This is a genomic window from Streptomyces sp. NPDC032745 (assembly GCF_055579465.1).
The window spans coordinates 468260-492211 of sequence record NZ_JBVING010000006.1 but is presented as its reverse complement, the minus strand read 5'-3'; the positions used below and the strand labels follow the sequence as shown (position 1 = coordinate 492211).

The following is a 23952-nucleotide window of genomic DNA, read 5'->3' as shown; positions in this document are numbered from 1 at the left end:
TTTTTGGCACGCTGTTGAGTTCTCAAGGAACGGACGCTTCCTTTGTACTCACCCTCAGTAACACTTACTGGGGCTTTCCTCCGGGCTTCGTTCTTCGTTTCCGACTCTATCAGACTCTTTCGTGTCCGATTCCCGGTCGAAGCGGGGTTCGCTTTCCAGGTTTTCGCTTTCGCGTTTTCCCTTTCCGGCGGTGCCGACTCTATCAGAAGTTTTCCACCGGATTTCCCGGCTTCGGATTCCTGGATGAGGAGTCGACCGAGCCCCACTGGAATTCAATTCCTTGGGGGCGAGAGAGACATTAGACGATCGATGCCGAACTTGTCCAGTTCGAGGCAACCGTTCAAATCTACCTCCCCACTGCACCTGTGTCAACAGTCGCTGCGGGACGACGAGGAGACTAGCAGCTCAGCGGGGTCGTACGCACATCAGGCCGCGGACGGCAGCGTCGCCGTCTGGTCGGCGGCCTCCACGTCGCCCGCCTCGCCGGCGCGCGAGGCCCGGCCGCCCAGGACGTAGACGTACGCCAGGAACGCGGCCTCGGCGACGACGCCGATCGCGATGCGGGCCCAGGTCGGGAGGCCGGAGGGGGTTACGAAGCCCTCGATCAGGCCCGATATGAACAGGACCACCGCCAGGCCGATCGCCATGCCCAGCGCGGCGCGGCCCTGCTCGGCGAGGGCGACACGGCGGGTGCGGGGGCCCGGGTCGATGACCGTCCAGCCGAGGCGGAGGCCGGTGCCCGCGGCGACGAAGACCGCCGTCAGTTCGAGCAGGCCGTGCGGCAGGATCAGGCCGAGGAACACGTCCAGGCGGTCGGCCGATGCCATCAGGCCGATGCCGGTGCCGAGGTTGAGCATGTTCAGGAAGAGGATCCAGAGCACCGGAATCCCCAGGAACGCGCCCAGGACCAGGCATATCGCCGCCGCCTGGGCGTTGTTCGTCCAGACCTGCGCGGCGAACGAACCCGCCGGGTTGCTCGAGTAGTACGTCTCGTACCCGCCCCCCGGCTTCGTGAGCGCCTTCAGGTCGTCCGGAGCCGCGATGGCGCTCTGGACCTCCGGGTGCGTGGCTATCCACCAGCCCATGAGCACCGCGATCGCGACGGAGACCACCGCCGTCGGTATCCACCAGTGGCGGCTGCGGTAGACCGCGGCGGGGAAGCCGGCGGTGAAGAACTGGGCCGCGTCGCGCCAGCCGCCGCGGCGGGCGCCCGTCACCGTGGCACGGGAACGGGCGACGAGCTGGGTCAGCCGGCCCGTGAGCCTGGGGTCGGGGGCGCTGGACTGGATCAGGGACAGGTGCGTGGAGGCCCGCTGGTAGAGCGCGACCAGCTCGTCCGCCTCGGCGCCGGTCAGTCGGCGGCCGCGGCCCAGCAGCTGTTCGAGGCGGTCCCATTCCGCCCGGTGGGCCGCCACGAAGACGTCGAGATCCATCCGGTTACCGCTCCCCTGCCCCAGGACCCTGCTTCTGCTTACTCCTACCGTGGTCAGCTTGGCAGACTGGATGACCAAGGGGCGGGTCCGGTCACGGGAAAGGTGTGCAGGGTGAGCGATCTGGTGACGGGGGACGCGGTCGTCCTGGGTTTGCGGCCGGCGAGGCTGCCGAGCCGGGCGCTGGCGATCTTCCTCGACCTGCTCGTGTACCTCACCGGTTATCTGATCATCTCCATTGGGCTGACCTTCGCGATCGCCTCGCTGGACGTGGCCGCGCAGGCGGCGGTGTCGGTGGCGAGCTTCGTCCTGGTGCTGGTCGGCGTACCGATCGCGGTGGAGACGCTGTCCCACGGGCGCTCGCTCGGCAAGCTCGCCTGCGGGCTGCGGGTGGTGCGCGACGACGGCGGGCCGATCCGCTTCCGGCATGCGCTGGTGCGCGGGGCGATGGGGGTCGTGGAGCTGCTGGGGACCTTCGGGGCCGTGGCCTGTATCGCGTCGCTGGTGTCGGCGCGGGGGCGACGGCTCGGTGATGTGTTCGCGGGCGCGCTGGTCGTCCGGGAGCGGGTGGCCGGGGCTCCGGTGATGCCGATGCCTCCGCCGCCACCATGGCTGGCCGGGCGGTTCTCCGGGCTGGATCTGTCGGCCGTGCCGGACGGGCTGTGGCTGGCGATACGGCAGTACCTGACGCGGATGAACCAGCTGGACCCGCAGGTGGGCGCGGCGATGGCGGCGAAGCTCGCGGACGATCTGGTCGGTCGTACGGGGACGCCGCCGCCGGTGGGGGTGCCGGCTGCCGCGTTCCTGATGGCGGTGGTGCACGAGCGGCAGGTGCGGGATGCGGCGCGCGCCTTCGGTCCCGGCCACCCTGTGGGTCCTGTGGGTCCTGTGGGTCCTGGCGGGCCGGCGGGTTTCGGTGCTCCCGTTCCCGGCGGGCACCTGCCGGTCACGCCCGTGCCCGTCGTCCCCGCCGTGCCGGTGATGCCGGTCGTACCGGCGGCTGCTCCGGCCGCCGCGGCGCCGGTTGCTCCCGCCGTGCCTGCCACGCCGGTGGAGCCCGTACGGCCGACCGGGTTCGCCCCGCCTGCCTGAGCGGCTCCTCCGGCTCCGGCTACTCCGGCTACTCCGGCTACTCGGCTACTCGGCTACTCCTCGAACGTCGAGGGCGGGGTCTCCAGGTGCTCGAGCTCGATGCCCGGGGCCGCGAGGACCACGTCCCCGGCCAGGTGGACCGTGTGGACCTCGCCGGTGTCCAGGGCGGTGACCCGGTACTCGTCCACCACGAGCGGGCCGCTGTCCGTCGCGTGCTCGGCGCGCCCCAGCAGCGCCCAGGCCTGGTCGACCGTACGGGGGGCCAGCACCGGGTCGGTGAGGGCGACGAGCCGGACCCGGGTGGCGGGGGCGCCGGGGGCCAGGCGCAGCAGGCGGGCCGTCGCGACGAGGAAGGCCGGCGAGGTGCCGGTGAAGCCGGCGGCGGGGACGTTGCCCTCGGTGGCCTCGGTGCCGGCGGGGTCGGAGCGCACCCAGGTGACTCCGTCGATGGCGGCGCCGCGGACCTGCCAGCTGGAGGCGTTCACCTCGAGGCGGATGGGGCGGCCCAGTTCGTCGACCGCCAGGTCGACCGAGCCGCGGTGGTCGCCGTCCGGGCCGGTGAGCTGGGAGACGTAGCGCCAGCCGGAGGGGCCGGGGGCGCAGTGGAAGTGCTCCTCGCCGAGGGGGGTGTGATCGTGCGGGTCGTGGAGCGAGTAGCGGCCGCGGGGCATCGTGTCGGTCCTTGCCTGAGTAAGGGGCAGGCCCCCGGCATCTCCGCCGGGGGCCTGCGTGACGTGCTGTCGCTACTGCCGCGTGGGGATCAGTAGCGGTAGTGGTCCGGCTTGTACGGGCCCTCGATCTTGACGCCGATGTAGTCGGCCTGCTCGGGGCGGAGCGTGGTGAGCTTGACGCCGAGGGCGTCGAGGTGGAGGCGGGCGACCTTCTCGTCGAGGTGCTTGGGCAGCACGTAGACGTCGGTCGGGTACTCCTGCGGCTTGGTGAAGAGCTCGATCTGGGCCAGGGTCTGGTCCGCGAAGGAGTTCGACATCACGAACGACGGGTGGCCGGTCGCGTTGCCCAGGTTCAGCAGACGGCCCTCGGAGAGCACGATCAGGACCTTGCCGTCGGGGAACTTCCAGGTGTGGACCTGCGGCTTGACCTCGTCCTTGACGATGCCCTCGATCTTGGCCAGGCCGGCCATGTCGATCTCGTTGTCGAAGTGGCCGATGTTGCCCACGATCGCCTGGTGCTTCATCTTGGCCATGTCCGAGGCCATGATGATGTCCTTGTTGCCCGTGGTCGTGATGAAGATGTCCGCCGTCTCGACGACGTCGTCCAGCGTCGCGACCTGGAAGCCGTCCATGGCCGCCTGCAGCGCGCAGATCGGGTCGATCTCGGTGACGATGACGCGCGCGCCCTGGCCGCGCAGCGACTCGGCGCAGCCCTTGCCGACGTCGCCGTAGCCGAACACGACCGCGACCTTGCCGCCGATGAGGACGTCGGTGGCGCGGTTGATGCCGTCGATGAGCGAGTGGCGGCAGCCGTACTTGTTGTCGAACTTCGACTTCGTCACGGCGTCGTTGACGTTGATCGCCGGGAACAGCAGCGTGCCCTCGGCCATCATCTCGTACAGACGGTGGACACCCGTGGTGGTCTCCTCGGTGACACCGCGGATCTCGGACGCGAGCTGCGTCCACTTCTGCGGGGTCTCGCCGAGGGTGCGGTTCAGCAGGGTGAGGATGTGGCCGTACTCCTCGGAGTCCGCCGTGGACGGGTCCGGGGCGGAGCCGACCTTCTCGAACTCGACGCCCTTGTGGACGAGGAGGGTGGCGTCACCACCGTCGTCGAGGATCATGTTCGGGCCGCCGGTGGGGGTGTTCGGCCAGGTCAGCGCCTGCTCCGTGCACCACCAGTACTCCTCCAGCGTCTCGCCCTTCCAGGCGAAGACGGGGACGCCCTGCGGGTTCTCCGGGGTGCCGTTCGGGCCGACGGCGATGGCGGCGGCCGCGTGGTCCTGGGTGGAGAAGATGTTGCAGGAGGCCCAGCGGACGTCGGCGCCGAGGGCGACCAGGGTCTCGATCAGGACGGCCGTCTGCACGGTCATGTGCAGGGAGCCGGTGATGCGGGCGCCGGCCAGCGGCTGCGCCTCGGCGTACTCCCGGCGGATCGACATCAGGCCGGGCATCTCGTGCTCGGCCAGGGTGATCTCCTTGCGGCCGAAGGCGGCGAGGGAAAGGTCTGCGACCTTGAAGTCCATGGGTGCTGCTCCTCATGGTTCGAGAGGGTGGGTACGGCTGAGCCGCGCATCGCCTGTGGGGACGGTGCACCGAGCACTCAGTCCGTCGGGGGCCCTCTCTCCCCTCGGCCGGTCGCGAGGACCGCCCGACCGCCATCAGCAGCGACGCCTGACACTGATGACGAATCTACACCGATCGGCCGAGCGCGCCCCAGTGGGCCGGGGAAGAAGTCGCCGCCCCGGCGAGGCCCGTCCGGCGGACGGGAACGGCGGCGGTCCGGCGGTCCTGGACGGGTTCGGCGGGGTCCGGCAGCCCGTACGATCTCCCGCGCACGTACTGCAGTTCGGGAGGGGACGCTTACATGGAGCGCAGGCCGGGGCGCAGACTCGGGATCTGGGCGATGGTGCTGCTGGTGCTCGGCGGTGTGATGGCCCTCGGGGTGACGGTGGCGACCGCCGTCCTCGTCGGGGACGGGTACACGTCCCGTTCCGTCCCGAGCCAGTCGATGGACCCGACGTACCGGCGCGGGGACACGGCCTACTTCATGCTCGGCGGGGGGAACGGCATCCGGCGCGGGGACATCGCCCTGATCTCGGCTCCGACCTGGGTCCAGGAGGGGGACGTCCTGAAGCGGGTGGTGGCCCTCGGCGGCGACCGGATCTCGTACAAGGCAGGCGATCCCGCGCTGATGCTCAACGGCGTGCCGCTCGACGAGCCGTACCTGAAGGACCGGGCCACACCGGCGACGGCCCCCTTCGATGTCACCGTGCCCGAGGGGCGGATGTTCGTCATGGGCGACAACCGCGGCAACTCGTTCGACTCGCACCTGCGGATCTCCGACCACAACGGGACCCTGCCGGTCTCCGCGGTACGGGGCAGGGCCGTCGCGGCGCCCGTGGGCTTCATGGCGGCCGGCGCGGCAGGCCTCCTCGGAACGGCCCTGTTCCTCGTCGGCGGCGGGCTGGGCATCGCGGCCCTCGTGGTGCGCAAGCGGGCGCGGCGGGCAGGGCGGGTGCACGCGGTCGCCTGGTAGCGCCGGCCCGCCGCGTCCACGCGAAGGCCCCCGCGGCGCATCTGCGCTGCGGGGGCCTTCGTACGGACGGGGGCTCAGCCCTTCGCGGCTGCTTCCGCGTGGTAGATGTCCGGCTCCAGGTAGATCACGCGGGCGATCGGGACCGCCTCGCGGATCCGGGCCTCAGCGGCGTTGATGGCGTCCGCCACCTGCGCCGCGGTGTCGTTTCCCTCGACGGCGATCTTCGCGGCGACCAGGAGCTCCTCGGGGCCGAGGTGCAGGGTGCGCATGTGGATGATGCGGGTGACGACGTCTCCGTCGACGAGCGCGGCCTTGATCTTGTCGATGTCCTCCGTGCCCGCGGCCTCGCCGAGCAGCAGGGACTTCGTCTCGGCGGCCAGCACGACCGCGATGACGAGGAGCAGGGTGCCGATGCAGAGGGTGCCGATGCCGTCCCAGACGCCGTCGCCGGTCGCGAGCGCGAGGCCGACGCCGCCGAGGGCCAGGACCAGGCCGACGAGCGCGCCGAAGTCCTCCAGCAGGACCACCGGCAGCTCGGGGGCCTTGGCGCGCCTGATGAACTGGCTCCACGACAGGGAGCCGCGGATCTCGTTCGACTCCTTGATCGCCGTACGGAAGGAGAAGCTCTCGGCGATGATGGCGAAGACGAGCACGCCGATCGGCCAGTACCAGGCCTCGATGGGGTGCGGGTGCTGGACCTTCTCGACGCCCTCGTAGATGGCGAACATGCCGCCGACGGTGAAGAGCACGATGGAGACGAGGAAGGCGTAGATGTAGCGTTCGCGCCCGTACCCGAAGGGGTGTTGCGGCGTCGCCTCGCGCTGGGCCTTCTTTCCGCCGAGGAGCAGCAGCCCCTGGTTCCCGGAGTCGGCCAGCGAGTGGACGCTTTCCGCGAGCATCGACGACGACCCGCTGAAGACGAAGGCCACGAACTTGGCTACAGCGATGGCGAGATTGGCGGCGAGTGCCGCCACGATCGCCCTGGTACCGCCCGACGCGCTCATGGGTTTCCGGAGTCCCTTCCTCGGTACGGCGCCCCTGCCCGGGGCGCCGCGCTACGGCGGCACATTGTTGCAGTCGTAGCGCCGGAGGCCACGTCAGAGGGCGACGGTGGCCCTGAAGATGGTACCGATTCCGGACAGTTCGACCTTTTCGCCTGCCGGGATGAAGACCGACTCTCCGGGGGACAACGTCACTTCGCCGGCCTTCGGGCGGCCCGCCGTGCAGAGCAGGATCTGCGGGGCGTCGTCCGGGAGGGTGTGCGGGGCGGCGCCGGCGGCCAGGGCGAAGCGGGAGAGGCGGAATTCGTCGATGGGGCTCTCGTAGACCTCCTCGCCGTTGCCCTCGGGGCGCTGCACGGCCGGGTCGCCGGGCTCGAACCGCACGATCTTCAGGAGCTCGGGCACGTCCACGTGTTTGGGGGTGAGCCCGGCGCGCAGCACGTTGTCGGAGTTGGCCAGCAGCTCCACGCCGAGGCCGTCGAGGTAGGCGTGCGGGACTCCGGCGCCGAGGAACATGGCCTCGCCGGGCTGGAGTCGGACGTGGTTGAGGAGCATGGCCGCGATCACGCCCGGGTCGCCCGGGAAGTGGTGCACGAGCGAGGTGTACGGCGCGTACGGGCCTCCGAGGCGTTCGACGGCGGCGCCGGCCTCGGCCACCGTACGGGCCATCTCGGCGCGGTCCGCGGTCAGTACGGCGGTGAGCATCTCGCGCAGGGCCGCCTCCTCCGGGTGGGCCCGCAGGAGGTCGACGTACGGCACGAGGGAGTTGACGCCGAGGCCCGCGAGCAGGTCGGCGGCCTCCAGCGGCGGGCGGAAGCCGCACAGGCCGTCGAAGTGGGTGATCGCGCAGATCATCTCGGGCTTGTGGTTGGGGTCCTTGTAGTTGCGGTGGGCCGCGTCGACGGGGATCCCGCGGCGCTCCTCGTCGGCGTGGCCCTCCTTCGCCTGCGCGAGGTCGGGGTGGACCTGGAGGGAGAGCGGGGCGCCCGCCGCGAGGATCTTGAGGAGGAAGGGCAGCCGGGGGCCGAACCTGGCGACGGCGGCCGCACCGAGCTCTCGCTCCGGGTCGGCGGCGATGACGTCCGCGAGGGTGGTCTCGCCGGCGCCGCGGTCGAGGCGGGACGGGGCGCTCGGGTGCGCGCCCATCCACATCTCGGCCTGGGGCTCCCCGGTGGGTGCGACGCCGAGGAGCTCGGGGATCGCGGTGGTCGATCCCCAGGCGTAGGGGCGGATCGTGTTCGTCAGGCGGTCCATCTTCGTCCGTCTTCCTGGATGAAGGGCCGGCACGGTGGTGTGCTCAGCCGTGTCCCCTGGTCGCCAGCGCCAGGTAGGCGGTGGCGAAATCCGTGACGGCGAGGAGTTCGGCGAGCTGTTCCAGTTCGCTGCCTTCCTCTGGTTCGAGCTCGCTGATGGCCGTGTCGTGGCTGAGGGCGAGCTCGCGCGCGGCCGGGGCGGCGGTGAGGCCGCCCGTGGGCCGGTCGCGCAGCAGGACGATGCGGGCACGGAGGGCCTGGGGCTCCTCCACCCGGTCACGGAAGAAGTCTTCGGGATCGGCGCCGGCGGCGAAGGAGCTGGCGAGCAGGACCCCGTGGGCGGGCAGCGCCTCGGGGAGGTCTGCGGCCAGTGCGGGGCGGCCGGCGAGTTCGGCGAGCGTGGCGGCGAAGCGGCGGCCGGCCGGGCCCGCGCCGGCGCCCTCGCTCCAGATGAGCGGGAGGGTGTCGGCGAGCTCGGCGGCGAGGGTCTTGGCCGGGTTGGAGTACGTGGCGATGGCCGGTCCGCAGCGCTCGGCAGTGTGGTCGAGCCGGTCGGCGACGCGCTGGAGGGTGTCCGGGGCGGCGGTGATCAGCCCGACCTTGTCGAGGAGCAGCAGCAGCGGGGTCAGCAGGGCCCACAGGGCGCCGGGTCCGGCCGCGGCGGATTCGTCGTACTCCTGGTACGGGGCCTTGGCCATCGGTACGAGGAGCCCGTGCGCGCCGTCCACGGCCTCGCTGAGCGGGGAGCGCTCGGGCGCGACGGCGACGACGGTGCAGCCGCGCCGGTAGGCCTGCTCGGCGAGGACGGCGAGCCCGGGTTCGGTGCCGTCGGTGGTGGCGATGAGCAGCAGGTCGACGGAGCCGGCCCAGCCGGGCAGCGCCCAGCGCAGGGCGCCGGCGGCGTGTGCGACGCCGGTGGGGTGCAGGCGGGTGACGGGTGCGGAGGCTCCCGCGAGGGCGCCGAGCAGGTCGGCGACGCCGGTGGCGGCAGTGCCGGGGCCCGCGATGAGGACGGCACGGGGCCGGCCGTCGGGACGCAGGTCGGCGAGGCCTGCCTCGGTCGCGTGCCGGGCTGCGGTACGGACTCTGGCGCCTGCCTCGGCGGCGCCGCGGAGCAGGCCGCGGCGGTCGGCGCGGGCGAGTTCGTCCGGTGCGTCGAGGAGCGACTCGTCGAGCATTGCGGCCTCCGGCTGACAGCTGGTTCAGAAGGGCGGGCGACTCGGTTGCTCGGGCGCCCGGCGCTGCGACGGGCGCCCCGTGGTGCCTGTTCGGTGCCCGCGCGGCCTGGGGCTGGACGCCCCGGGTGCCGGGCGGCGGCTCAGGCGGGGCGGCGGGCCTCGTCGACGAGGAGGACCGGGATGCCGTCGCGGACCGGGTAGGCGAGGCCGCAGTCCCGGCCGGTGCAGATCAGCTCGGGAGCCGCTTCGTCGGCCGACTTGTCCTCGAGGGGCGAGTGGCAGGCGGGGCAGGCGAGGATCTCCAGAAGGCCGGCTTCGAGCGGCATGGGGCGGTTCCCTTCGAACATGCGGATTGGGCGAGGTCAGCGTACCGCCGGGCCGCACGTCGCGCGGCCCGGCGGTGACACGGCACTAGGCGCGGACGAGGGCGAGGACCTCGTCGCGGACCTTGACCAGGGTCGCGGGGTCGCGGGCTTCGACGTTGAGGCGCAGCAGCGGCTCGGTGTTGGAGGCGCGCAGGTTGAACCACCAGTCGGCGGAGCTGGCGGTCAGGCCGTCGAGCTCGTCGAGCGTGATGCCCTCGGCGGAGCCGTACGCCGCCTTGACGGCGGCGAGCCGGTCGGCCTGGTCGGCGACGGTGGAGTTGATCTCGCCGGAGCCCTCGTAGCGGTCGTAGGAGGCGACCAGCTCGGAGAGCGGGCCGTCCTGGCCGCCGAGGGCCGCGAGGACGTGGAGCGCGGCGAGCATGCCGGTGTCCGCGTTCCAGAAGTCCTTGAAGTAGTAGTGCGCGGAGTGCTCGCCGCCGAAGATGGCGCCGGACTTGGCCATCTCCTCCTTGATGAAGGAGTGGCCGACGCGGGTGCGGACGGGGGTGCCGCCGTGCTCGCGGACGACCTCCGGGACGGACCAGGAGGTGATCAGGTTGTGGATCACGGTGCCGGTGCCGCCGTTGCGGGCCAGCTCGCGGGCCGCGACCAGGGCGGTGACGGCGGACGGAGAGACGCCCTCGCCGCGCTCGTCGACGACGAAGCAGCGGTCGGCGTCGCCGTCGAAGGCGAGGCCGAGGTCGGCGCCCTCGGCCTTCACGCGGGCCTGGAGGTCGACGATGTTCTTCGGGTCGAGGGGGTTGGCCTCGTGGTTCGGGAAGGTGCCGTCCAGCTCGAAGTACATCGGGACGACGTCGAGGGGCAGGCCCTCGAAGACGGTCGGGACGGTGTGGCCGCCCATCCCGTTGCCGGCGTCCACGACCACCTTCAGCGGGCGGATGCCGCTCAGGTCGACGAGGGACTTGAGGTGCTCGGCGTACCCGGCGAGGGTGTCCTGCTCGGTGACCGTGCCCGGGACGGTGCCGTCGGCGACGGCCGGGGCGCCCTGGTCGGACCACTTCTCGACGAGCTCGCGGATGGCGGAGAGGCCGGTGTCCTGGCCGACGGGGGCGGCTCCGGCCCGGCAGAGCTTGATGCCGTTGTAGCGGGCCGGGTTGTGCGAGGCCGTGAACATCGCGCCGGGCAGGTCCAGCGTGCCCGAGGCGTAGTACAGCTGGTCGGTGGAGCACAGCCCGATCAGGGTGACGTCGACGCCGCGTGCGGCGGCGCCGCGCGCGAAGGCGCCGGACAGGGCGGGCGAGGAGGGCCGCATGTCGTGGCCGACGACGATCGCCGTGGCGCCGGTGACCTCCACGAAGGCAGCACCGAACAGCTCGGCCAGCGCCTCGTCCCACTCGTCCGGTACGACACCACGTACGTCGTACGCCTTGACGATGTTCGAAAGATCTGCGGCCACTGCCTGCCCTCCTGAGGTGCTGTGCGTGGGGCAAACCTACCCTGCACGGAGAGCGACTTTTCAGACCATGTGTATGTCAGGAGTCGGGCGAACGCAGGACGCGCAGGTGTCCTCGACGGGTCTCCCCGGTGTTGCCGCCGCCGCTGCCCGGCCGGGTTCCGCCGGCCTCGGCGGCACGGTCGTGGGGGCGGGCCGCTTCGCGGACGGCGTTGGCGAGGGCTTCGAGGTCGTCGCCGCTCGGGCGGGACGGTGCGGAGCCGTCGGTGAGGCGCACGACGTCCCACCCGCGCGGGGCGGTCAGGCGCTCGGAGTGCTCGGCGCACAGGTCGTAGCAGTGGGGTTCCGCGTAGGTGGCGAGCGGGCCGAGAACTGCGGTCGAATCGGCGTAGACGTACGTCAGTGTCGCGACGGCAGGGCGGCCGCACGCAGTGCGCGAACAGCGACGTACAAGGCTCACGACGTTGGACGGTACCGCACTCTTGACCGGGCCGCGACGACTCTCCCACGGGCCACTCCCCGTGTCGTGCCTGCGGCGGGGCGCGGCGGGTCCGGAAACCCCCGGGTGGGAGGGGTTGCGGGGGCTACGCTGCGGGGGTGACGGACAGCCCCCTGCCCCCCGGCCCGCCCCGCCCCGCCGAGCCTCCCGCCGAGCCGCGGGCCCGCCGTCGCGACCGGCACGGGCGCGGGATGCGCGGGCCGCTGGCCCCGCCGCAGGTGCCGCTGTCGGCGAGCCGGGCGGAGCTGTTCGGGGACCTCGTACGGGACTCGGTCGAGCGGCTGGAGCGGCGCTGGCCGCAGCTGGCGGAGGTGGAGTTCGTGGTCGCGGACGTCCCGGGACCGCCGGGCGGTCCGGACGCCGGCTGGAACGACGAGGCGGTGCCGCTCGGGGCGCTGTCGGAGGCTGCGGGGACGGGGCGGCCGGCGCGGGTCGTGGTGTTCCGGCGGCCGGTGGAGATCCGCACGAAGAGCCGGGACGAGCGGGCGCTGCTCGTGCACGAGATCGTGGTGGAGCAGGTGGCGGAGCTGCTGGGGCTGTCCCCGGAGACGGTCGACCCGCGGTACGGCCAGGACTGACGGGCCGTACCGCGGACACCCGCTAGTCGGTCAGGACCGTGAGGTCCTGGGTGGCCTTGGGGACCGAGACCATCGCGTGGTCGTCCGACAGCGGCTGGACCGTGAACATCGGGGTGCCCTCGTGGGGCAGGGTCAGGGTGCGGGCCGCGTACACGGGGCCGCCGGAGACGGTCTCGACCGTCAGCGCGTAGGCGCCCTTGGCCCCGGCCGGGGCCAGCGACACCGTCTGCGTCGTGCCCGCCTTGACCGTGACCTCCTTCGAGGCCGGCTCCCCCGCCTCGGTGCCCGGCGAGGCCGTCACCTTCACCTTCGCGTCGGTTCCGCCCGCCGCCGTCAGCGAGAGCACCGTCGCGTTCTCCTCGGCCCGGTTGTCGGCGACCGTCGCGCGCGTCCCCACCGGCCCGGTCGCCGGGACGAAGCCCAGCTCCTGCTTGGCGCCGCTGCCGCGGACCACGCGTACGGCGGCCACCACCGGTACGGCCTTCTTGTCGTTCGCCGGGGCCAGCAGCAGCGAGCCCGCCTCGCCGCGGGTCACGTCCTTCAGGTCGAGGCTGGCCGTCATGCCGCCCTTGAGGTGCAGCTGCTCGTTGCCCGCCGGGCTGATCGAGCCGTTCGGCCCGGCCAGCTTGACCGTGAGGTCCGCGTCCTCCTCGCCCGGCGCGAAGGCCACCAGCCGTACGGAGGTGGCGTCCGCCGGGATCCCGGGCAGCACCAGCGAGCCCGCCGGGTCGGTGGAGGCCGGCAGCCAGTCGGCGCCCACCCCCTCCTCGCCGACCTGCACGGATGCGCCGACCCGGCCGGCCCGGGTCGTCACGTGGGCGGTGACGTCCGCGAGCTGGGCCCCGGGGGCGAGGGAGGCCAGCGAGACGGACTTGGTGGACTTGGGGTCGATCCGGATGTTCTCGCCGGTGCCGCCCTCGGACTTGACCGCCCCGTCCGGGCCGAACATCTTGATGTCGATCACGGCCGCGGTGTCGTCCGGGTTGGTGAGGTGCACGTAGTCCTCGCGCCCCTTGGCCGTGCTCGCGCCGGGGAACCAGAAGTCGGTGCCGGGCGCGGTGCAGCCGACGCCGAGGACGCCGCGCGCCCGGCCGACCGAGACCTTCGTGGTCTGCTGCGCGGTCCAGCCGGGGGCCAGGATCCCGTCGGCGACGCCCACCAGTGCGGGGGCCTCCGCGCCGGAGGCGGCGGCCCCGGCCGGCTTGCCGCGCTCCTTGAGCTCGAGCACCGGCTTGGCCTCCTTGGTCGCGCCGAGGAGGCGGGCCGTGCCCTTGCCGCCGCCGGCCGCGCCGGGGGTGATCGCCGTGTACGTGGTCTCCGCGATGTCCGAGGAGCTGGGCGCCGGGCACACCAGCGCGGACCGCTCCACCGGCATCCGGGCCGCGGCCGCCGTCCGGTCGTCGGCGGCCGGGGCTGCGGGGGCGGTGAGGTATCCGACGCCGGTGACGGCCGCCAGGGCCGCGGCCACCGCCGCCAGCGTCAGGGGTGCGCGCTGCTTCACTGCTGGGGGCTCCCGTCCGGACGCGGGTCGTGCTGTCCGTAGGTGTCGTACGGCTGCTCGTACGGCGGGTAGGGGTACGGCTGCTGCGGCGGCTGCGGGTACCCCTGCCGGTCGTCGTAGCCCTGCTGCGGGTAGGGGTACTGCTCGTACTCCGGGGCCTGGGCGGGCGCCGGCACGTACGGCTGCTGGGGCTGCTGGGGCTGCTGGTCGTACGCGTAGCCCTGGTCGCCGTAGGCCTGGTACGCGTACGTCTCCTCCCCGTACACCGGCTGCGCCGGGATCTCCGCGTAAGGATCGGCGACCGCGCCCGGGGGTTCCGCCGCTGCGGCCGTCGCGGCAGCCGCGGACTCCGCCTCCGCGCGCAGCCGGCGGGCCCGGCGGCCCTCTCCGGCCTCGCCCGCGGCGGACCGGTCGGCGGCTTCCGCCTCCTCCTCGGGCAGGTCGTCGTCGAGGCTCGCCCGGCGGCCGGGCAGGGCCATCACGAGCAGCACGAGCGCGAGCAGGCCCTGGGCCCAGTGCCAGGCGGTCCGGGTCAGCGCGTCCTCGTGGACGAGGTCGAGGCGGCCGCCGGCGGCGGGCAGTTCGAAGCCCTGCGCCCAGCCGTCGAGGGTCTTGGGCTTGAGCGGCTTGCCGTCGAGGGTGGCCTGCCAGCCGGGGGCGGCCCGGTCGGCGATGCGCAGCACGCGGCCCGCCTCGCCCGCCGGGATCTTGGTGTGGGCCTCGACGGGCCCGGAGGCGACCGGGATGGGGGCCTCGCCCGGCTTGCCGGAGACGATGGCGGCGCGGGCGACCTGGCGGTCCACGCGCCACAGGGCGCTGCCGTCGAGCTGGCTGAGGCGGCTGAGGCCCGGGGTGGCGTCGAGGACCTTGCGCATCTGCTGCGGGGCCCCGTCGCGGACCAGGATGTAGCGGATGGCGAAGCCGCTGAGCTGGTCGGTCTGGTCGGCGCCGGAGCCGGCGACGAGGCTGGAGACGACCTTGTCGAGCTGGGGGCTGCTGCCGGCCGCGGCGGCGAGTTCGGCGTCGCCGAGGCGGCCGCCGGAGCCGCGGACCAGGGTGTAGGAGACGGTGGCGGGCGAGGTGCCGCCGAGGACGAGGGTGCGGGCCTGGTCGCGGGTGCCGCTCTCCTCGGCGACGAACGCGGGGACCTGGACCGGGTCGCGCCGCTCCAGCGGGCCGTCGGCGCCGCTGATCATCCAGCCGGCGGCGCCGAGCAGCGGGCCGGCGGCGGCGCCGAGCGCGATCAGCGCGGCCAGCGGCTGGCGCCAGCCGAAGCTGCTGGCGGCGACCCGCTCCTTGGCGCCCTCGGCGCCGACGGCGGCGGCCGCGAGGAGGGCAAGTCCGTAGACGAGGGTGGCGGGCCCGGCCCAGCCGGTCCGGTTGACGACGACGGCCAGGAGCAGGGCGGTCAGGGCGGCGGCCCAGGCGGTGCGGACGGCGAACCGGCGCTCGGCGCGCAGCAGGGCGGCCAGGGCGGCCAGGACGATGCCGACGAGCAGCAGGCCGCCGGCGGTCCGGGGGCCGCCGGGGCTGATGCCGAGCAGGTCCAGGGCGGTGGCCGAGCCGGATCCGAACGGCAGGCCGGCCTCGTTCAGGAGCCGGCCGGGGTGCATGAGCAGGGTCAGCGACCAGGGGGCCAGCACGAGGAGCGGGACGGCGAGGGTCGCGAGCAGCCGCAGGCCGTACCTCTTCCACCGGGCGCGGCGCAGCACGAGGGCGGCGGTGCCGAGGACTGCGGCCAGCAGCCACACGACGGGGGTGAAGGCGGTGGCCAGGGTCAGCAGGAGGGTGTACGTCCACACCGGGCGCCAGCCGCCCCGGTCGCCTTCGGTTCCTCCGGCGCCGCCGTCGGCTTCGGCGGAGCCGAAGGTGAAGGCGGCGACCGCCGAGCGGGCGATGAGCGGGAGCAGGATCGCGAGGACGGCGGTGCCGAGGCGGCCGCCGGCGAGGGCGCCGGTGACGGCGGGCAGGAAGGCGTAGGCGACGGCTGCCCAGGCGCGCAGCAGCCGGGAGTCGACGAGCGGCCGGGAGGCGAAGTAGGCGGTGAGCCCGGCGAGCGGGACCGAGCAGACCAGCAGCAGGGTCAGCGCCGCGCTGGTGGAGCCGAACAGCAGGGTGGCGAAGGCGCCGAGGACGGCGAGGTACGGGGGCGCTCCGGCGGTGGAGCCGGCGGCGACGGGCTGCCAGTCGTCGGTGTAGCTGCGCCAGAGGGCGAGCCCGCTGTCGGGGGCGGGCAGCAGGGCGCCGCCCATGAGGGAGCCGCCGCCGAGCAGGGCGCGGCAGGCGATGACGGAGACGAGCAGGAGGAGGGCGAAGAGGACGGGCGCGGGGTTGCGGGCGATCCGCTTGAGGCGCGCGAACTGTTCGATCTCGAGGTAGTCGGCGTCGTCGCCGCCGGGGCCGGACTCGACGGCACCCCCGTGCCGGCCGATGGCGGCCGTGTCGGTGTCGCGGTCGCCGCCGAAGTACCCGGCGAGCTGTTCGGCGTTGGCCCGCAGGCTCGCGCCGGGCGGCGGGAACAGGGGGCGCAGTTCCTTGGCGGGGACGGTGGGGCGGCCCCGTCTGCGGCGGGCGCCCAGGATCCGGCCCGGGCGCAGCAGGGTGGCGAGGAGGCCCGTGATCTCGTCGACGGCCTGACCGGGTGCCTTGCCGACGAGGTAGGCGAGGGTGCGGAGCACGGTGCCGACGAGGAGGCGCAGCAGGACGTACGGCAGGGCGCGGCCGGAGCTGTTGGCGAGCACGGTGTAGACGGCGCCCGCCTTGTCCACGCGGTGCGGGCTGGAGCTCGTACGTCCGGCGCAGTCGACGGTGCGGCGCTCGCGGGCGGAGGCCTCGGCGTGCCGCATGACGGCGTCGGGTGCGACGAGGACGGTGTGGCCGGCGCTCTGGGCGCGCCAGCAGAGGTCGACGTCGTCGCGCATGAGGGGCAGGCGGCGGTCGAAGCCGCCGAGGGCCTCGTACACGTCGCGGCGCACGAGCATGCCGGCGGTGGAGACGGACAGGACGGGGCGGACCTGGTCGTGCTGGCCCTGGTCCTGTTCGCGGCGGTCGAGGCCGGTCCAGCGGCGGCCGCTGCGGGCGATGGTGACGCCGGCCTCGAGGAGCTGCTTCTTGTCGTACCAGCCGCGCAGCTTGGGGCCGATGACGGCGGCGTCGGGGTTGTCCTCGGCGACGCGCAGCAGTTCGGTGAGGGCGTCGGGTTCGGGGGCGCTGTCGTCGTGGAGCAGCCAGAGCCACTGGACGGGTTCGCCGTGGGGGAGTTCGGGGAGGTCGTAGGCGTCGTCGCGCCAGGTGCGGCTGACGGGGTCCCAGCCGCTGGGGCGCTTGAGGTACGGGAGGTCCTCGGGGCTCAGGGTGCCCGCGGTGCGGGTGGCTTCCTCGACGGCGGCGCCGAAGCCGGTGCGGCGGGCGAGGTGGAGGACGCGGTCCTCGCCGAGGGCCTCGCCGAGCAGGCGCGCGGATTCGTCGGCGCTGCCGGTGTCGGCGGCGACGTGGCTCTGCGCGGGGCGTTCCTGGCCGAGGAGGCCGGCGAGCGTCCTGGGCAGCCAGCGGGCGCCGTCGTGGGCGACGAGGACCGCGGTGACCACGTGCCGGGGGAACTCGGGTGTGGCGGCAGCCTGGTAGGAGGCCGTCGACTGGCTGTGCAGGGACATCGCTCTACTGGCCCTCCGGCCTGGGGGTCCCCCCGGACGCGGCCCGGGGAGTGGGTCCGGGGGTGGTTGTGCTCCCGGAGGCTGCTGGACAGCGCCCCACACTAACGGCTGGGAACACAGCGGTCCGCCTCCTGCGGGGAAGGTGCAGGAGGCGGACCGTTTGCTCTGCTCATTGCTTTGTTCTGAAGCTTTGTTCCAAAGGTCGTTCTGCGTACCGACCGGTGTTGCCCAGTGTTGCCCAGTGTTGCGCTGCGTACTCAGACCGCTGCTTTTTTCAGCCGTCGGCGTTCGCGCTCGGACAGGCCGCCCCAGATGCCGAATCGCTCGTCGTTGGCGAGGGCGTACTCGAGGCATTCGGAGCGGACTTCGCAGGCGAGGCAGACCTTCTTGGCCTCGCGGGTGGAGCCGCCCTTCTCGGGAAAGAAGGACTCGGGGTCGGTCTGGGCGCAAAGAGCGCGCTCCTGCCATCCGAGCTCTTCGTCCGCCTCCTCGACCAGCAGTTCCTGAAACAGCTCGGTCATGTGCGCCCCTCGCTCTGTCTGTGCGTCCCCGTGGTGGTGCCGTTACTGATCGCTACGTAACGACACGAGTGAAATTACAAGTGGGCCGCTCCAGCGCAGTCAAGCCGAGATCTGCTATTGGGCCCCTTATTCACTCTGCGGAACCAAGCGTATGCAGAAAGTGTTCATATCGCCAAAAATCGTGACACATGCCACTGGCGCCCCACTGTGCCCCTGTTCACCCGCAATCGACGTGCCACTCCGCGGCGTGGTTGCGATCAAGCCAAAGAAGCGGCGCAGATCACATTCCGGTCACGGAGCGGCGTGTCGTTGTCCGGGCGGTCCGGGTGGGCTCCGGTGCGACGTGGAGCGCCACCTCCCCTTCATCGGAATGCACAAACCTTTCTCCGAGCACAGCAACCGGATCAGATGAAACTTTCGCGACAAACGAGGCATTGGGTTGACAGTCCGGCCCCCGACCCGGTCTCCTTGTGCCCATGTCAGTGACCTCAGCAGCCACCCGGACCCCCATTCGTGGGTTCCTGTGCGCTGCCCAGGTTCGCTGTTGCTGTTGCTGCTGTTGATGCCTTCGGAGCCCCCGGCTCCCCTGAGCTCCGGCCACCCCCACAGCGACCGCCAGCACGACTGACATCCATCGAGGACTCCCCGATGAACACCACTCCCGTAACCGTCGAGAGCGACCTCCAGATCGCCGGCGACATCCTTTCCGTCCAGCACCTCCTGCAGCCCGCCCGCGAGCACCCGGCCACCGTCGCCGAGTTCGTCGGCCTCGCGCGCACCATCGCCGCGAACCGCGCCGAGTGGGAGCACCTGGTCGAGTACGACGCCACCACCCGCTGGTACCACCGGCTGCGCACCGGCCCCGGCTACGAGGTCTGGCTGCTCAGCTGGATCCCCGGCCAGGGCAGCGGCCTGCACGACCACGGCTCCTCCTCCGGCGTCCTGACCGTCCTCGACGGCGAGCTCACCGAGCACGGCCCGCGCGGACCGCTCGCCCTCGGCGCCGGCTCCCAGCGCGTCTTCGCCCCCGGGTACGCCCACGAGGTCGTCAACGACGGCCTCGACGGAGCGGTCAGCCTGCACGTCTACTTCCCGGGCCTGACCGAGATGCCGATGCACAACTGCTCCCCTGCCCGGCCCGAGGCCCTTTCCGTCTGACGCGACCGGACCACGCCCGGCCGCCACCCCTCAACGACGGCCTGCGCCTGGCTGACAGACTGTCCGCATGCGCATTGTTGTTCTGGCCGGCGGCATCGGCGGCGCCCGTTTCCTCCGGGGACTCAAGGTCACGGTTCCCGACGCGGACATCACGGTCATCGGCAACACCGGTGACGACATTCACCTGTTCGGGCTGAAGGTGTGCCCCGATCTGGACACGGTGATGTACACCCTCGGGGGTGGCATCAACGAGGACCAGGGCTGGGGCCGCACCGACGAGTCCTTCACCGTCAAGGAGGAGCTCGCGGCATACGGGGTCGGACCCACCTGGTTCGGCCTCGGCGACCGCGACTTCGCCACCCACATCGTCCGTACGCAGATGCTCGGCGCGGGCTACCCGCTCAGCGCCGTCACCGAGGCTCTCTGCGACCGCTGGCAGCCCGGGGTCCGGCTGCTGCCCATGTCCGACGACCGCGTCGAGACCCACGTCGCCGTGAACGACCCCGACACCGGCGAGCGCCGCGTCATCCACTTCCAGGAGTACTGGGTCCGGCTGCGTGCCTCGCTCGACGCAGAGGCCGTCGTACCCGTCGGCGCCGAGCAGGCCAAGCCCGCTCCCGGCGTGCTCGAGGCCGTCGCGGCCGCCGACCTGATCGTCCTCCCGCCGTCCAACCCGGTCGTCTCCGTCGGCACCATCCTCGCCGTGCCCGGCATCCGCGCGGCCGTGGCCGCCGCCGAGGCGCCCGTCGTCGGCCTCTCCCCCATCGTCGGGGGCGCGCCCGTGCGCGGGATGGCCGACAAGGTGCTCGCCGCCGTCGGCGTCGAGTCCACCGCCGCGGCCGTCGCCCTCCACTACGGGAGCGACCTGCTCGACGGCTGGCTCGTGGACACCGCCGACGCGGACGCGGTCGCCGAGGTGGAGGCCGCCGGGATCGCCTGCCGCGCGGTGCCGCTGATGATGACCGACCTGGCCGCCACCGCCGCGATGGCCCGCGCTGCGCTGGATCTCGCGGAGGACTCCCGGTGAGCGAACGCTCCGTTCCCTCCGTTCCCTCGTACGAGGTGCGCGCCGTCGCCGGGATCCCGGAGGTCCGCCCCGGCGACGACCTCGCGCGGCTCATCGCGGCGGCCGGGCCGGGGCTGCGGGACGGGGACGTCCTGCTGGTCACCTCGAAGATCGTCTCCAAGGCGGAGGGCCGGATCGTCCGCGCCGATTCCCGCGAGGACGCCATAGACGCGGAGACCGTACGGGTCGTCGCGCGCCGGGGCCCGCTGCGGATCGTCGAGAACCGGCAGGGGCTGGTCATGGCGGCGGCCGGCGTCGACGCCTCGAACACCGAGCCGGGCACGGTGCTGCTGCTGCCCGAGGACCCCGACGCCTCGGCCGCCGCGATCCGCGCCGGCCTGCGCGAGCTGCTCTCCGTCGACGTGGGCGTCATCGTGACCGACACGTTCGGGCGGCCGTGGCGCACCGGGCTCACGGACGTGGCGATCGGCTCGGCCGGGGTACGGGTGCTGGACGACCTGCGCGGCGGTACGGACAGCCACGGCAATCCGCTGAGCGCGACGATAGTGGCCACGGCGGACGAGCTGGCCGCGGCCGGGGACCTGGTCAAGGGCAAGGCGGCCGGGCTGCCGGTGGCGGTCGTACGCGGGCTGGGGCACGTACTGGGCGAGGGTTCGGCGGCTGCCGACCTGGTGCGCTCGCCGGCCGACGACATGTTCCGGCTGGGCACCTCGGAGGCGGTACGGGAAGCCGTGACGCAGCGCCGTACGGTACGGGCCTTCACGGCGGAGCCGGTGGACCCGGGCGCGGTCCGCCGGGCGGTGGCGGCGGCCGTGACGGCCCCGGCGCCGCACCACACGACGCCGTGGCGGTTCGTCCTGCTCGAGTCGGCGGCGGCGCGGCTGGAGCTGCTGGACGCGATGCGGGACGCGTGGGTCGAGGACCTGCGGCGGGACGGCAAGTCCGAGGAGTCCATCGCCAAGCGCGTGCGGCGCGGGGACGTGCTGCGCCAGGCCCCGTACCTGGTGGTGCCGTGCATGGTGACGGACGGCGCGCACGACTACGGGCACGCCCGGCGCGACGCGGCGGAGCGGGAGATGTTCGTGGTCGCGACGGGCGCCGGCGTGCAGAACTTCCTGGTCGCGCTGGCCGGGGAGCGGCTGGGCTCGGCGTGGGTGTCCTCGACGATGTTCTGCCGGGAGGTGGTGCGCAAGGTGCTCGGGCTGCCGCAGGGCTGGGACCCGATGGGCGCGGTGGCCGTGGGCCACGCGGCCGAGGCACCCCGGGAGCGGCCGGCGCGGTCGGCGGAGGACTTCATCGAGGTCCGGTAGCGGGCGGCCGGTCAGAGCTTCCCGATGTCCGTCTTCCGCATCCTCGGGGCGCGGCGGGGCGGCGCGTGGCCCGCGAGGAGGACCAGGCGGGCGGCGCGGTGGCGCTGGCCGGCGTAGGGGGCGAGCAGCTCCAGCATGGCGGCGTCGTCGGCGTCCCGGTTCCCGGCGAGGGCGTAGCCGATGATGCCGGGCAGGTGCAGGTCGCCGGTGGTGACCGCGTCGGCGGCGCCGTTGCTGCGCTGGAGGGTCTCGGCCGAGGTCCACGGGCCGATGCCGGGTACGGCCTCCAGCCGGGCGGCGGCCTGCGGGAGGTCCATCGCGGCGGCCTCCTCCAGGCGGTTCGCCACACGGGCGCAGCGGACGATCGCGGCGGAGCGCTTGGCGTCGACGCCGGCCTTGTGCCAGTCCCAGGACGGGATCAGCGCCCAGGTCCGGGCGTCGGGCACGACGTACAGGCCCTGCGGGCGGTGCTCGGGGCCGGGCGCGGGCTCCCCGTACCAGGACACCAGCCGGCGCCAGGCGCGGTACGCCTCGTCGGCGGTGACCTTCTGCTCCAGGACGGTCGGGATCAGGGACTCCAGGACCAGTCCGGTACGGGTGAGGCGCAGGCCCGGGCGGCGGCGGTGGCTGGCGTGCAGGAGGCGGTGGCGGGGGACGAAGGCGGCGGGGTCGTCGCCGTCGCCGAGGAGGGCGGGGAGCCCGTCGAGCATCCACTCGGCGCCGGGGCCCCAGGCCTCTGCTTCGGCGGTACCGGTGCCTCGGCCCAGTGCCACGCGGAGGGTGGCCGGGCCCTGGGGGGTGCGGGTGGTCTTCCAGACGGAGCCGTCGGGGGTGGTGCGGAAGGTGGGGTCGCCGGGGCCGCGTCTGAGCGGGCCGAGCGTGAGCCCGAGGTCGACGACGCCCTCGGGGGTCCAGGTTCGGGCCAGGGCCCCGGTCGTGGCGGGCCCGGTTTCGGCGCCGGGCCCGGCGGTGGCTGCGGGCACGGTGGTGCGGCCGCCGCGGACGGCGGTGCGGGTGAGGGGGTCGAAGCGGCCGGCCATGCCATTGAGCGTAGCCCTGCGGGGCTGGTCCCCTACCCGCCCTTCCACCTTTCCCCGGGCTCCGCCCGGACCCCGCACGGCCGCGGCGGTGCTGCCGGGGGCTCTGCCCCCGGACCCTCCCCCGGCTACCGGCGGGGCTGGATCCTGCCGGTCGGCAGCCGATCCCGGCCCCGCCGGCGTTCGGGGCGCGGGGGAGGGCCTACGGGCGGCCCTGGAGCTTGGCCGATGAGGTGCGGGTGGGGGGGAGTTGGCCGTAGAGGAGCTTGCCCGGGCATTCCGTGGCGAAGCCGTCGCGGTGGCCCGAGATGACGTTCAGCTTCACGTTCGTGCCCTTCGCGAAGAGGTTGCCGCCGCCCGACTTCAGGGTGGTCTTCGCCCGCGGGTCCCGGTTGAACAGCCCGAGCTTCCACGCCGTCAGCTGGGCCACCGCCTTCACCGCGGCAGCGGGCGGCGCGGTGGTCGTGTACGTGCCGATCACCGCGATGCCCATGCTGTCCGTGTTGAAGCCCATGGTGTGCGCGCCTTGCACCGCCTTGGCGACTCCGCCCGCCCGGCCCTCGTACACCGTGCCGCACTTGTCGACGGCGAAGTTGTAGCCGATGTCGCGCCAGCCGCTGCTGACCACGTGGTAGCGGTACAGGCTGCGCAGCACCTTCGGGGCGTCCTTGCAGGTGTAGTTGTTGCCCGAGGCGCTGTGGTGGACGAAGGCCGCCTTTACCGTGCTCGTGTAGACGAAGCCCGCCTCGCGCAGGGATTCGTCCGCGCCCCAGCCCAGCCGCGTGACGATCCGCGGCCGTGGGCCGATGTACGGGCGGGCCGCCGCGCTGAGGGTGCCGTCGCTGGCGAGGACCGCGTCGGCGGTGGAGTCCGCCTTGTTGAGCGCGGTGATCTCCTTCGCACCGAGCGGGGCCAGCGGGACGTTGGCGGAGGAGGACTCCGCCGTCTCCATGGTCATGCCCGGCAGGGCCTCCACGTCGCCCTTGTCGTCGCCCTCGGGGTCGTCGGACGTGCCCGAGGCGCCGTTCTTGGCGTCGATCACCGTCACCGGATCCGTCGCGCCCGGGTCGACGAGTTCGATGCGCATGCCGGACGGGAGCCGGGCCGCCGCCCGGGTGGCCGGGGCACCGGGTTCCGCCTGGACGCGGACCTCGACCCCGTCGGAGTCGCCGACCCACAGCGGGGCCGTGCTGCCGCGGACCCGGCCGGTGCCGCTCTCAGCGGTGCCGAGGTCGGGGGCGTGTTCGCTGTTGTGGGTCTCGAGGTCCTGCCAGTCGGACCAGGTCCCGGTCGCCACCGCGCGGGTGCGGACCTGGACCCGGCCGAACAGCTGGGTGCTCGCGTCGTCCCAGACGACGCCGACCATCGAGAACCTCTTGACCTCGCGCGGCGGCAGACCCTGGGTCTCGGGCAGCCGCGGCGAGGAGCTCATGCCGGGGACGCCGGGGGACCGGTCGGCCGCGGGCCCCAGGGGGGCGAGCGGCAGCGACTGGGTGGACCCGGCTGGGGCCACTGGGGCGGCCGCGCCCATGGACGGCGCGGCCTGGGCCGGAGTGGAGAGTGCGAGCGGCAGGGCCAGGGCGGCGGCCGTCGCGACACCGATCGAGGAAGCAAGGAATCCACGCATGAAAGCGATGCTGAGCACACTCACCACGAAGCGCCATCGGAGAACTGACGGTCCGTCCGATCCGGGACGGCGTGTCCCTCGCCCGTACGGAGGAGCCG

At 73.2% G+C, this 23952-nt stretch carries 20 protein-coding genes; 6 read left to right on the top strand and 14 right to left on the bottom strand.

The features are described 5' to 3' along the window. Positions 1 to 425: 425 nt before the first annotated feature. Positions 426 to 1433, bottom strand: a complete 1008-nt coding sequence (locus ACZ5WG_RS19245; RefSeq protein WP_468724530.1) for a stage II sporulation protein M — start codon at positions 1431 to 1433, stop codon at positions 426 to 428. A 111-nt stretch (positions 1434 to 1544) separates the two neighbouring features. On the opposite strand from ACZ5WG_RS19245, the gene ACZ5WG_RS19240 reads away from it, so the two are divergent. Beyond that, positions 1545 to 2522 carry an RDD family protein gene (locus tag ACZ5WG_RS19240; protein ID WP_468724528.1) on the top strand — a complete coding sequence of 326 codons (978 nt, stop codon included), beginning with the start codon at positions 1545 to 1547 and terminating at the stop codon, positions 2520 to 2522. 53 nt (positions 2523 to 2575) lie between these two features. On the opposite strand, the gene ACZ5WG_RS19235 is transcribed toward ACZ5WG_RS19240, so the two are convergent. Both ACZ5WG_RS19235 and ahcY read right to left on the bottom strand, forming a co-directional pair. Further along, the gene (locus ACZ5WG_RS19235; RefSeq protein ID WP_468724527.1) at positions 2576 to 3193 is read right to left on the bottom strand and encodes a hypothetical protein; all 618 of its coding nucleotides are present in this window, start codon (positions 3191 to 3193) and stop codon (positions 2576 to 2578) included. Positions 3194 to 3282: 89 nt separating this feature from the next. Next, positions 3283 to 4719: an adenosylhomocysteinase gene (ahcY, locus tag ACZ5WG_RS19230; protein ID WP_468724525.1), complete on the bottom strand. Its 1437-nt coding sequence runs from the start codon at positions 4717 to 4719 to the stop codon at positions 3283 to 3285. A 341-nt stretch (positions 4720 to 5060) separates the two neighbouring features. Here ahcY and lepB point away from each other — a divergent pair, with 341 nt between their 5' ends. Then, positions 5061 to 5732, top strand: coding sequence for a signal peptidase I (gene lepB, locus ACZ5WG_RS19225; RefSeq protein WP_468724524.1), 672 nt, complete (start codon positions 5061 to 5063; stop codon positions 5730 to 5732). A 74-nt stretch (positions 5733 to 5806) separates the two neighbouring features. Here lepB and ACZ5WG_RS19220 read toward each other — a convergent pair whose 3' ends face one another. From ACZ5WG_RS19220 to ACZ5WG_RS19195, 6 genes are all read right to left on the bottom strand, one after another. Next, entirely contained in the window at positions 5807 to 6736 is a 930-nt protein-coding gene (locus tag ACZ5WG_RS19220) for a cation diffusion facilitator family transporter (RefSeq protein ID WP_468724523.1), read from the bottom strand. A 93-nt stretch (positions 6737 to 6829) separates the two neighbouring features. Continuing rightward, the gene (gene manA, locus ACZ5WG_RS19215; RefSeq protein ID WP_468724521.1) at positions 6830 to 7987 is read right to left on the bottom strand and encodes a mannose-6-phosphate isomerase, class I; all 1158 of its coding nucleotides are present in this window, start codon (positions 7985 to 7987) and stop codon (positions 6830 to 6832) included. A 43-nt stretch (positions 7988 to 8030) separates the two neighbouring features. After that, positions 8031 to 9164: an SIS domain-containing protein gene (locus ACZ5WG_RS19210; RefSeq protein ID WP_468724519.1), complete on the bottom strand. Its 1134-nt coding sequence runs from the start codon at positions 9162 to 9164 to the stop codon at positions 8031 to 8033. Between the two features lie 140 nt (positions 9165 to 9304). Next, positions 9305 to 9490, bottom strand: coding sequence for a Trm112 family protein (locus ACZ5WG_RS19205; RefSeq protein ID WP_030296876.1), 186 nt, complete (start codon positions 9488 to 9490; stop codon positions 9305 to 9307). An 85-nt stretch (positions 9491 to 9575) separates the two neighbouring features. Further along, complete coding sequence (locus ACZ5WG_RS19200; RefSeq protein WP_468724517.1) at positions 9576 to 10946, bottom strand: phosphomannomutase/phosphoglucomutase; 1371 nt, start codon at positions 10944 to 10946, stop codon at positions 9576 to 9578. A 76-nt stretch (positions 10947 to 11022) separates the two neighbouring features. Beyond that, positions 11023 to 11403 carry a DUF3499 domain-containing protein gene (locus ACZ5WG_RS19195; protein ID WP_053791100.1) on the bottom strand — a complete coding sequence of 127 codons (381 nt, stop codon included), beginning with the start codon at positions 11401 to 11403 and terminating at the stop codon, positions 11023 to 11025. A 137-nt stretch (positions 11404 to 11540) separates the two neighbouring features. On the opposite strand from ACZ5WG_RS19195, the gene ACZ5WG_RS19190 reads away from it, so the two are divergent. After that, the gene (locus ACZ5WG_RS19190) at positions 11541 to 12020 is read left to right on the top strand and encodes a metallopeptidase family protein (RefSeq protein ID WP_468724515.1); all 480 of its coding nucleotides are present in this window, start codon (positions 11541 to 11543) and stop codon (positions 12018 to 12020) included. 22 nt (positions 12021 to 12042) lie between these two features. On the opposite strand, the gene ACZ5WG_RS19185 is transcribed toward ACZ5WG_RS19190, so the two are convergent. The 3 genes from ACZ5WG_RS19185 to ACZ5WG_RS19175 all read right to left on the bottom strand — a co-directional run bounded on the left by ACZ5WG_RS19185 (position 12043) and on the right by ACZ5WG_RS19175 (position 17695). Then, on the bottom strand, positions 12043 to 13521 hold the full coding sequence (locus ACZ5WG_RS19185; protein WP_468724514.1) for a DUF5719 family protein: 1479 nt from the start codon (positions 13519 to 13521) through the stop codon (positions 12043 to 12045). Beyond that, positions 13518 to 17174, bottom strand: coding sequence for a glycosyltransferase family 2 protein (locus ACZ5WG_RS19180; RefSeq protein WP_468724512.1), 3657 nt, complete (start codon positions 17172 to 17174; stop codon positions 13518 to 13520). Before ACZ5WG_RS19180 ends, ACZ5WG_RS19185 begins: the two co-directional genes overlap by 4 nt. 257 nt (positions 17175 to 17431) lie before the next feature. Next, a complete protein-coding gene (locus ACZ5WG_RS19175; RefSeq protein ID WP_003983763.1) occupies positions 17432 to 17695 on the bottom strand; it encodes a WhiB family transcriptional regulator in 264 nt (87 codons plus the stop codon). A gap of 648 nt (positions 17696 to 18343) precedes the next feature. Between ACZ5WG_RS19175 and ACZ5WG_RS19170 the strand changes: the two genes are divergently transcribed. The 3 genes from ACZ5WG_RS19170 to ACZ5WG_RS19160 all read left to right on the top strand — a co-directional run bounded on the left by ACZ5WG_RS19170 (position 18344) and on the right by ACZ5WG_RS19160 (position 21190). Further along, the gene (locus ACZ5WG_RS19170) at positions 18344 to 18853 is read left to right on the top strand and encodes a cysteine dioxygenase (RefSeq protein ID WP_468724511.1); all 510 of its coding nucleotides are present in this window, start codon (positions 18344 to 18346) and stop codon (positions 18851 to 18853) included. A 67-nt stretch (positions 18854 to 18920) separates the two neighbouring features. Beyond that, positions 18921 to 19880, top strand: a complete 960-nt coding sequence (cofD, locus tag ACZ5WG_RS19165) for a 2-phospho-L-lactate transferase (protein ID WP_468724510.1) — start codon at positions 18921 to 18923, stop codon at positions 19878 to 19880. After that, positions 19877 to 21190, top strand: coding sequence for a coenzyme F420-0:L-glutamate ligase (locus ACZ5WG_RS19160; RefSeq protein ID WP_468724509.1), 1314 nt, complete (start codon positions 19877 to 19879; stop codon positions 21188 to 21190). Before cofD ends, ACZ5WG_RS19160 begins: the two co-directional genes overlap by 4 nt. Before the next feature lie 11 nt (positions 21191 to 21201). On the opposite strand, the gene ACZ5WG_RS19155 is transcribed toward ACZ5WG_RS19160, so the two are convergent. Both ACZ5WG_RS19155 and ACZ5WG_RS19150 read right to left on the bottom strand, forming a co-directional pair. Further along, positions 21202 to 22230, bottom strand: coding sequence for a DNA-3-methyladenine glycosylase family protein (locus ACZ5WG_RS19155; RefSeq protein ID WP_468724508.1), 1029 nt, complete (start codon positions 22228 to 22230; stop codon positions 21202 to 21204). 199 nt (positions 22231 to 22429) lie between these two features. Then, entirely contained in the window at positions 22430 to 23854 is a 1425-nt protein-coding gene (locus ACZ5WG_RS19150; RefSeq protein ID WP_468724507.1) for a peptidoglycan recognition protein family protein, read from the bottom strand. Positions 23855 to 23952 lie beyond the last annotated feature (98 nt).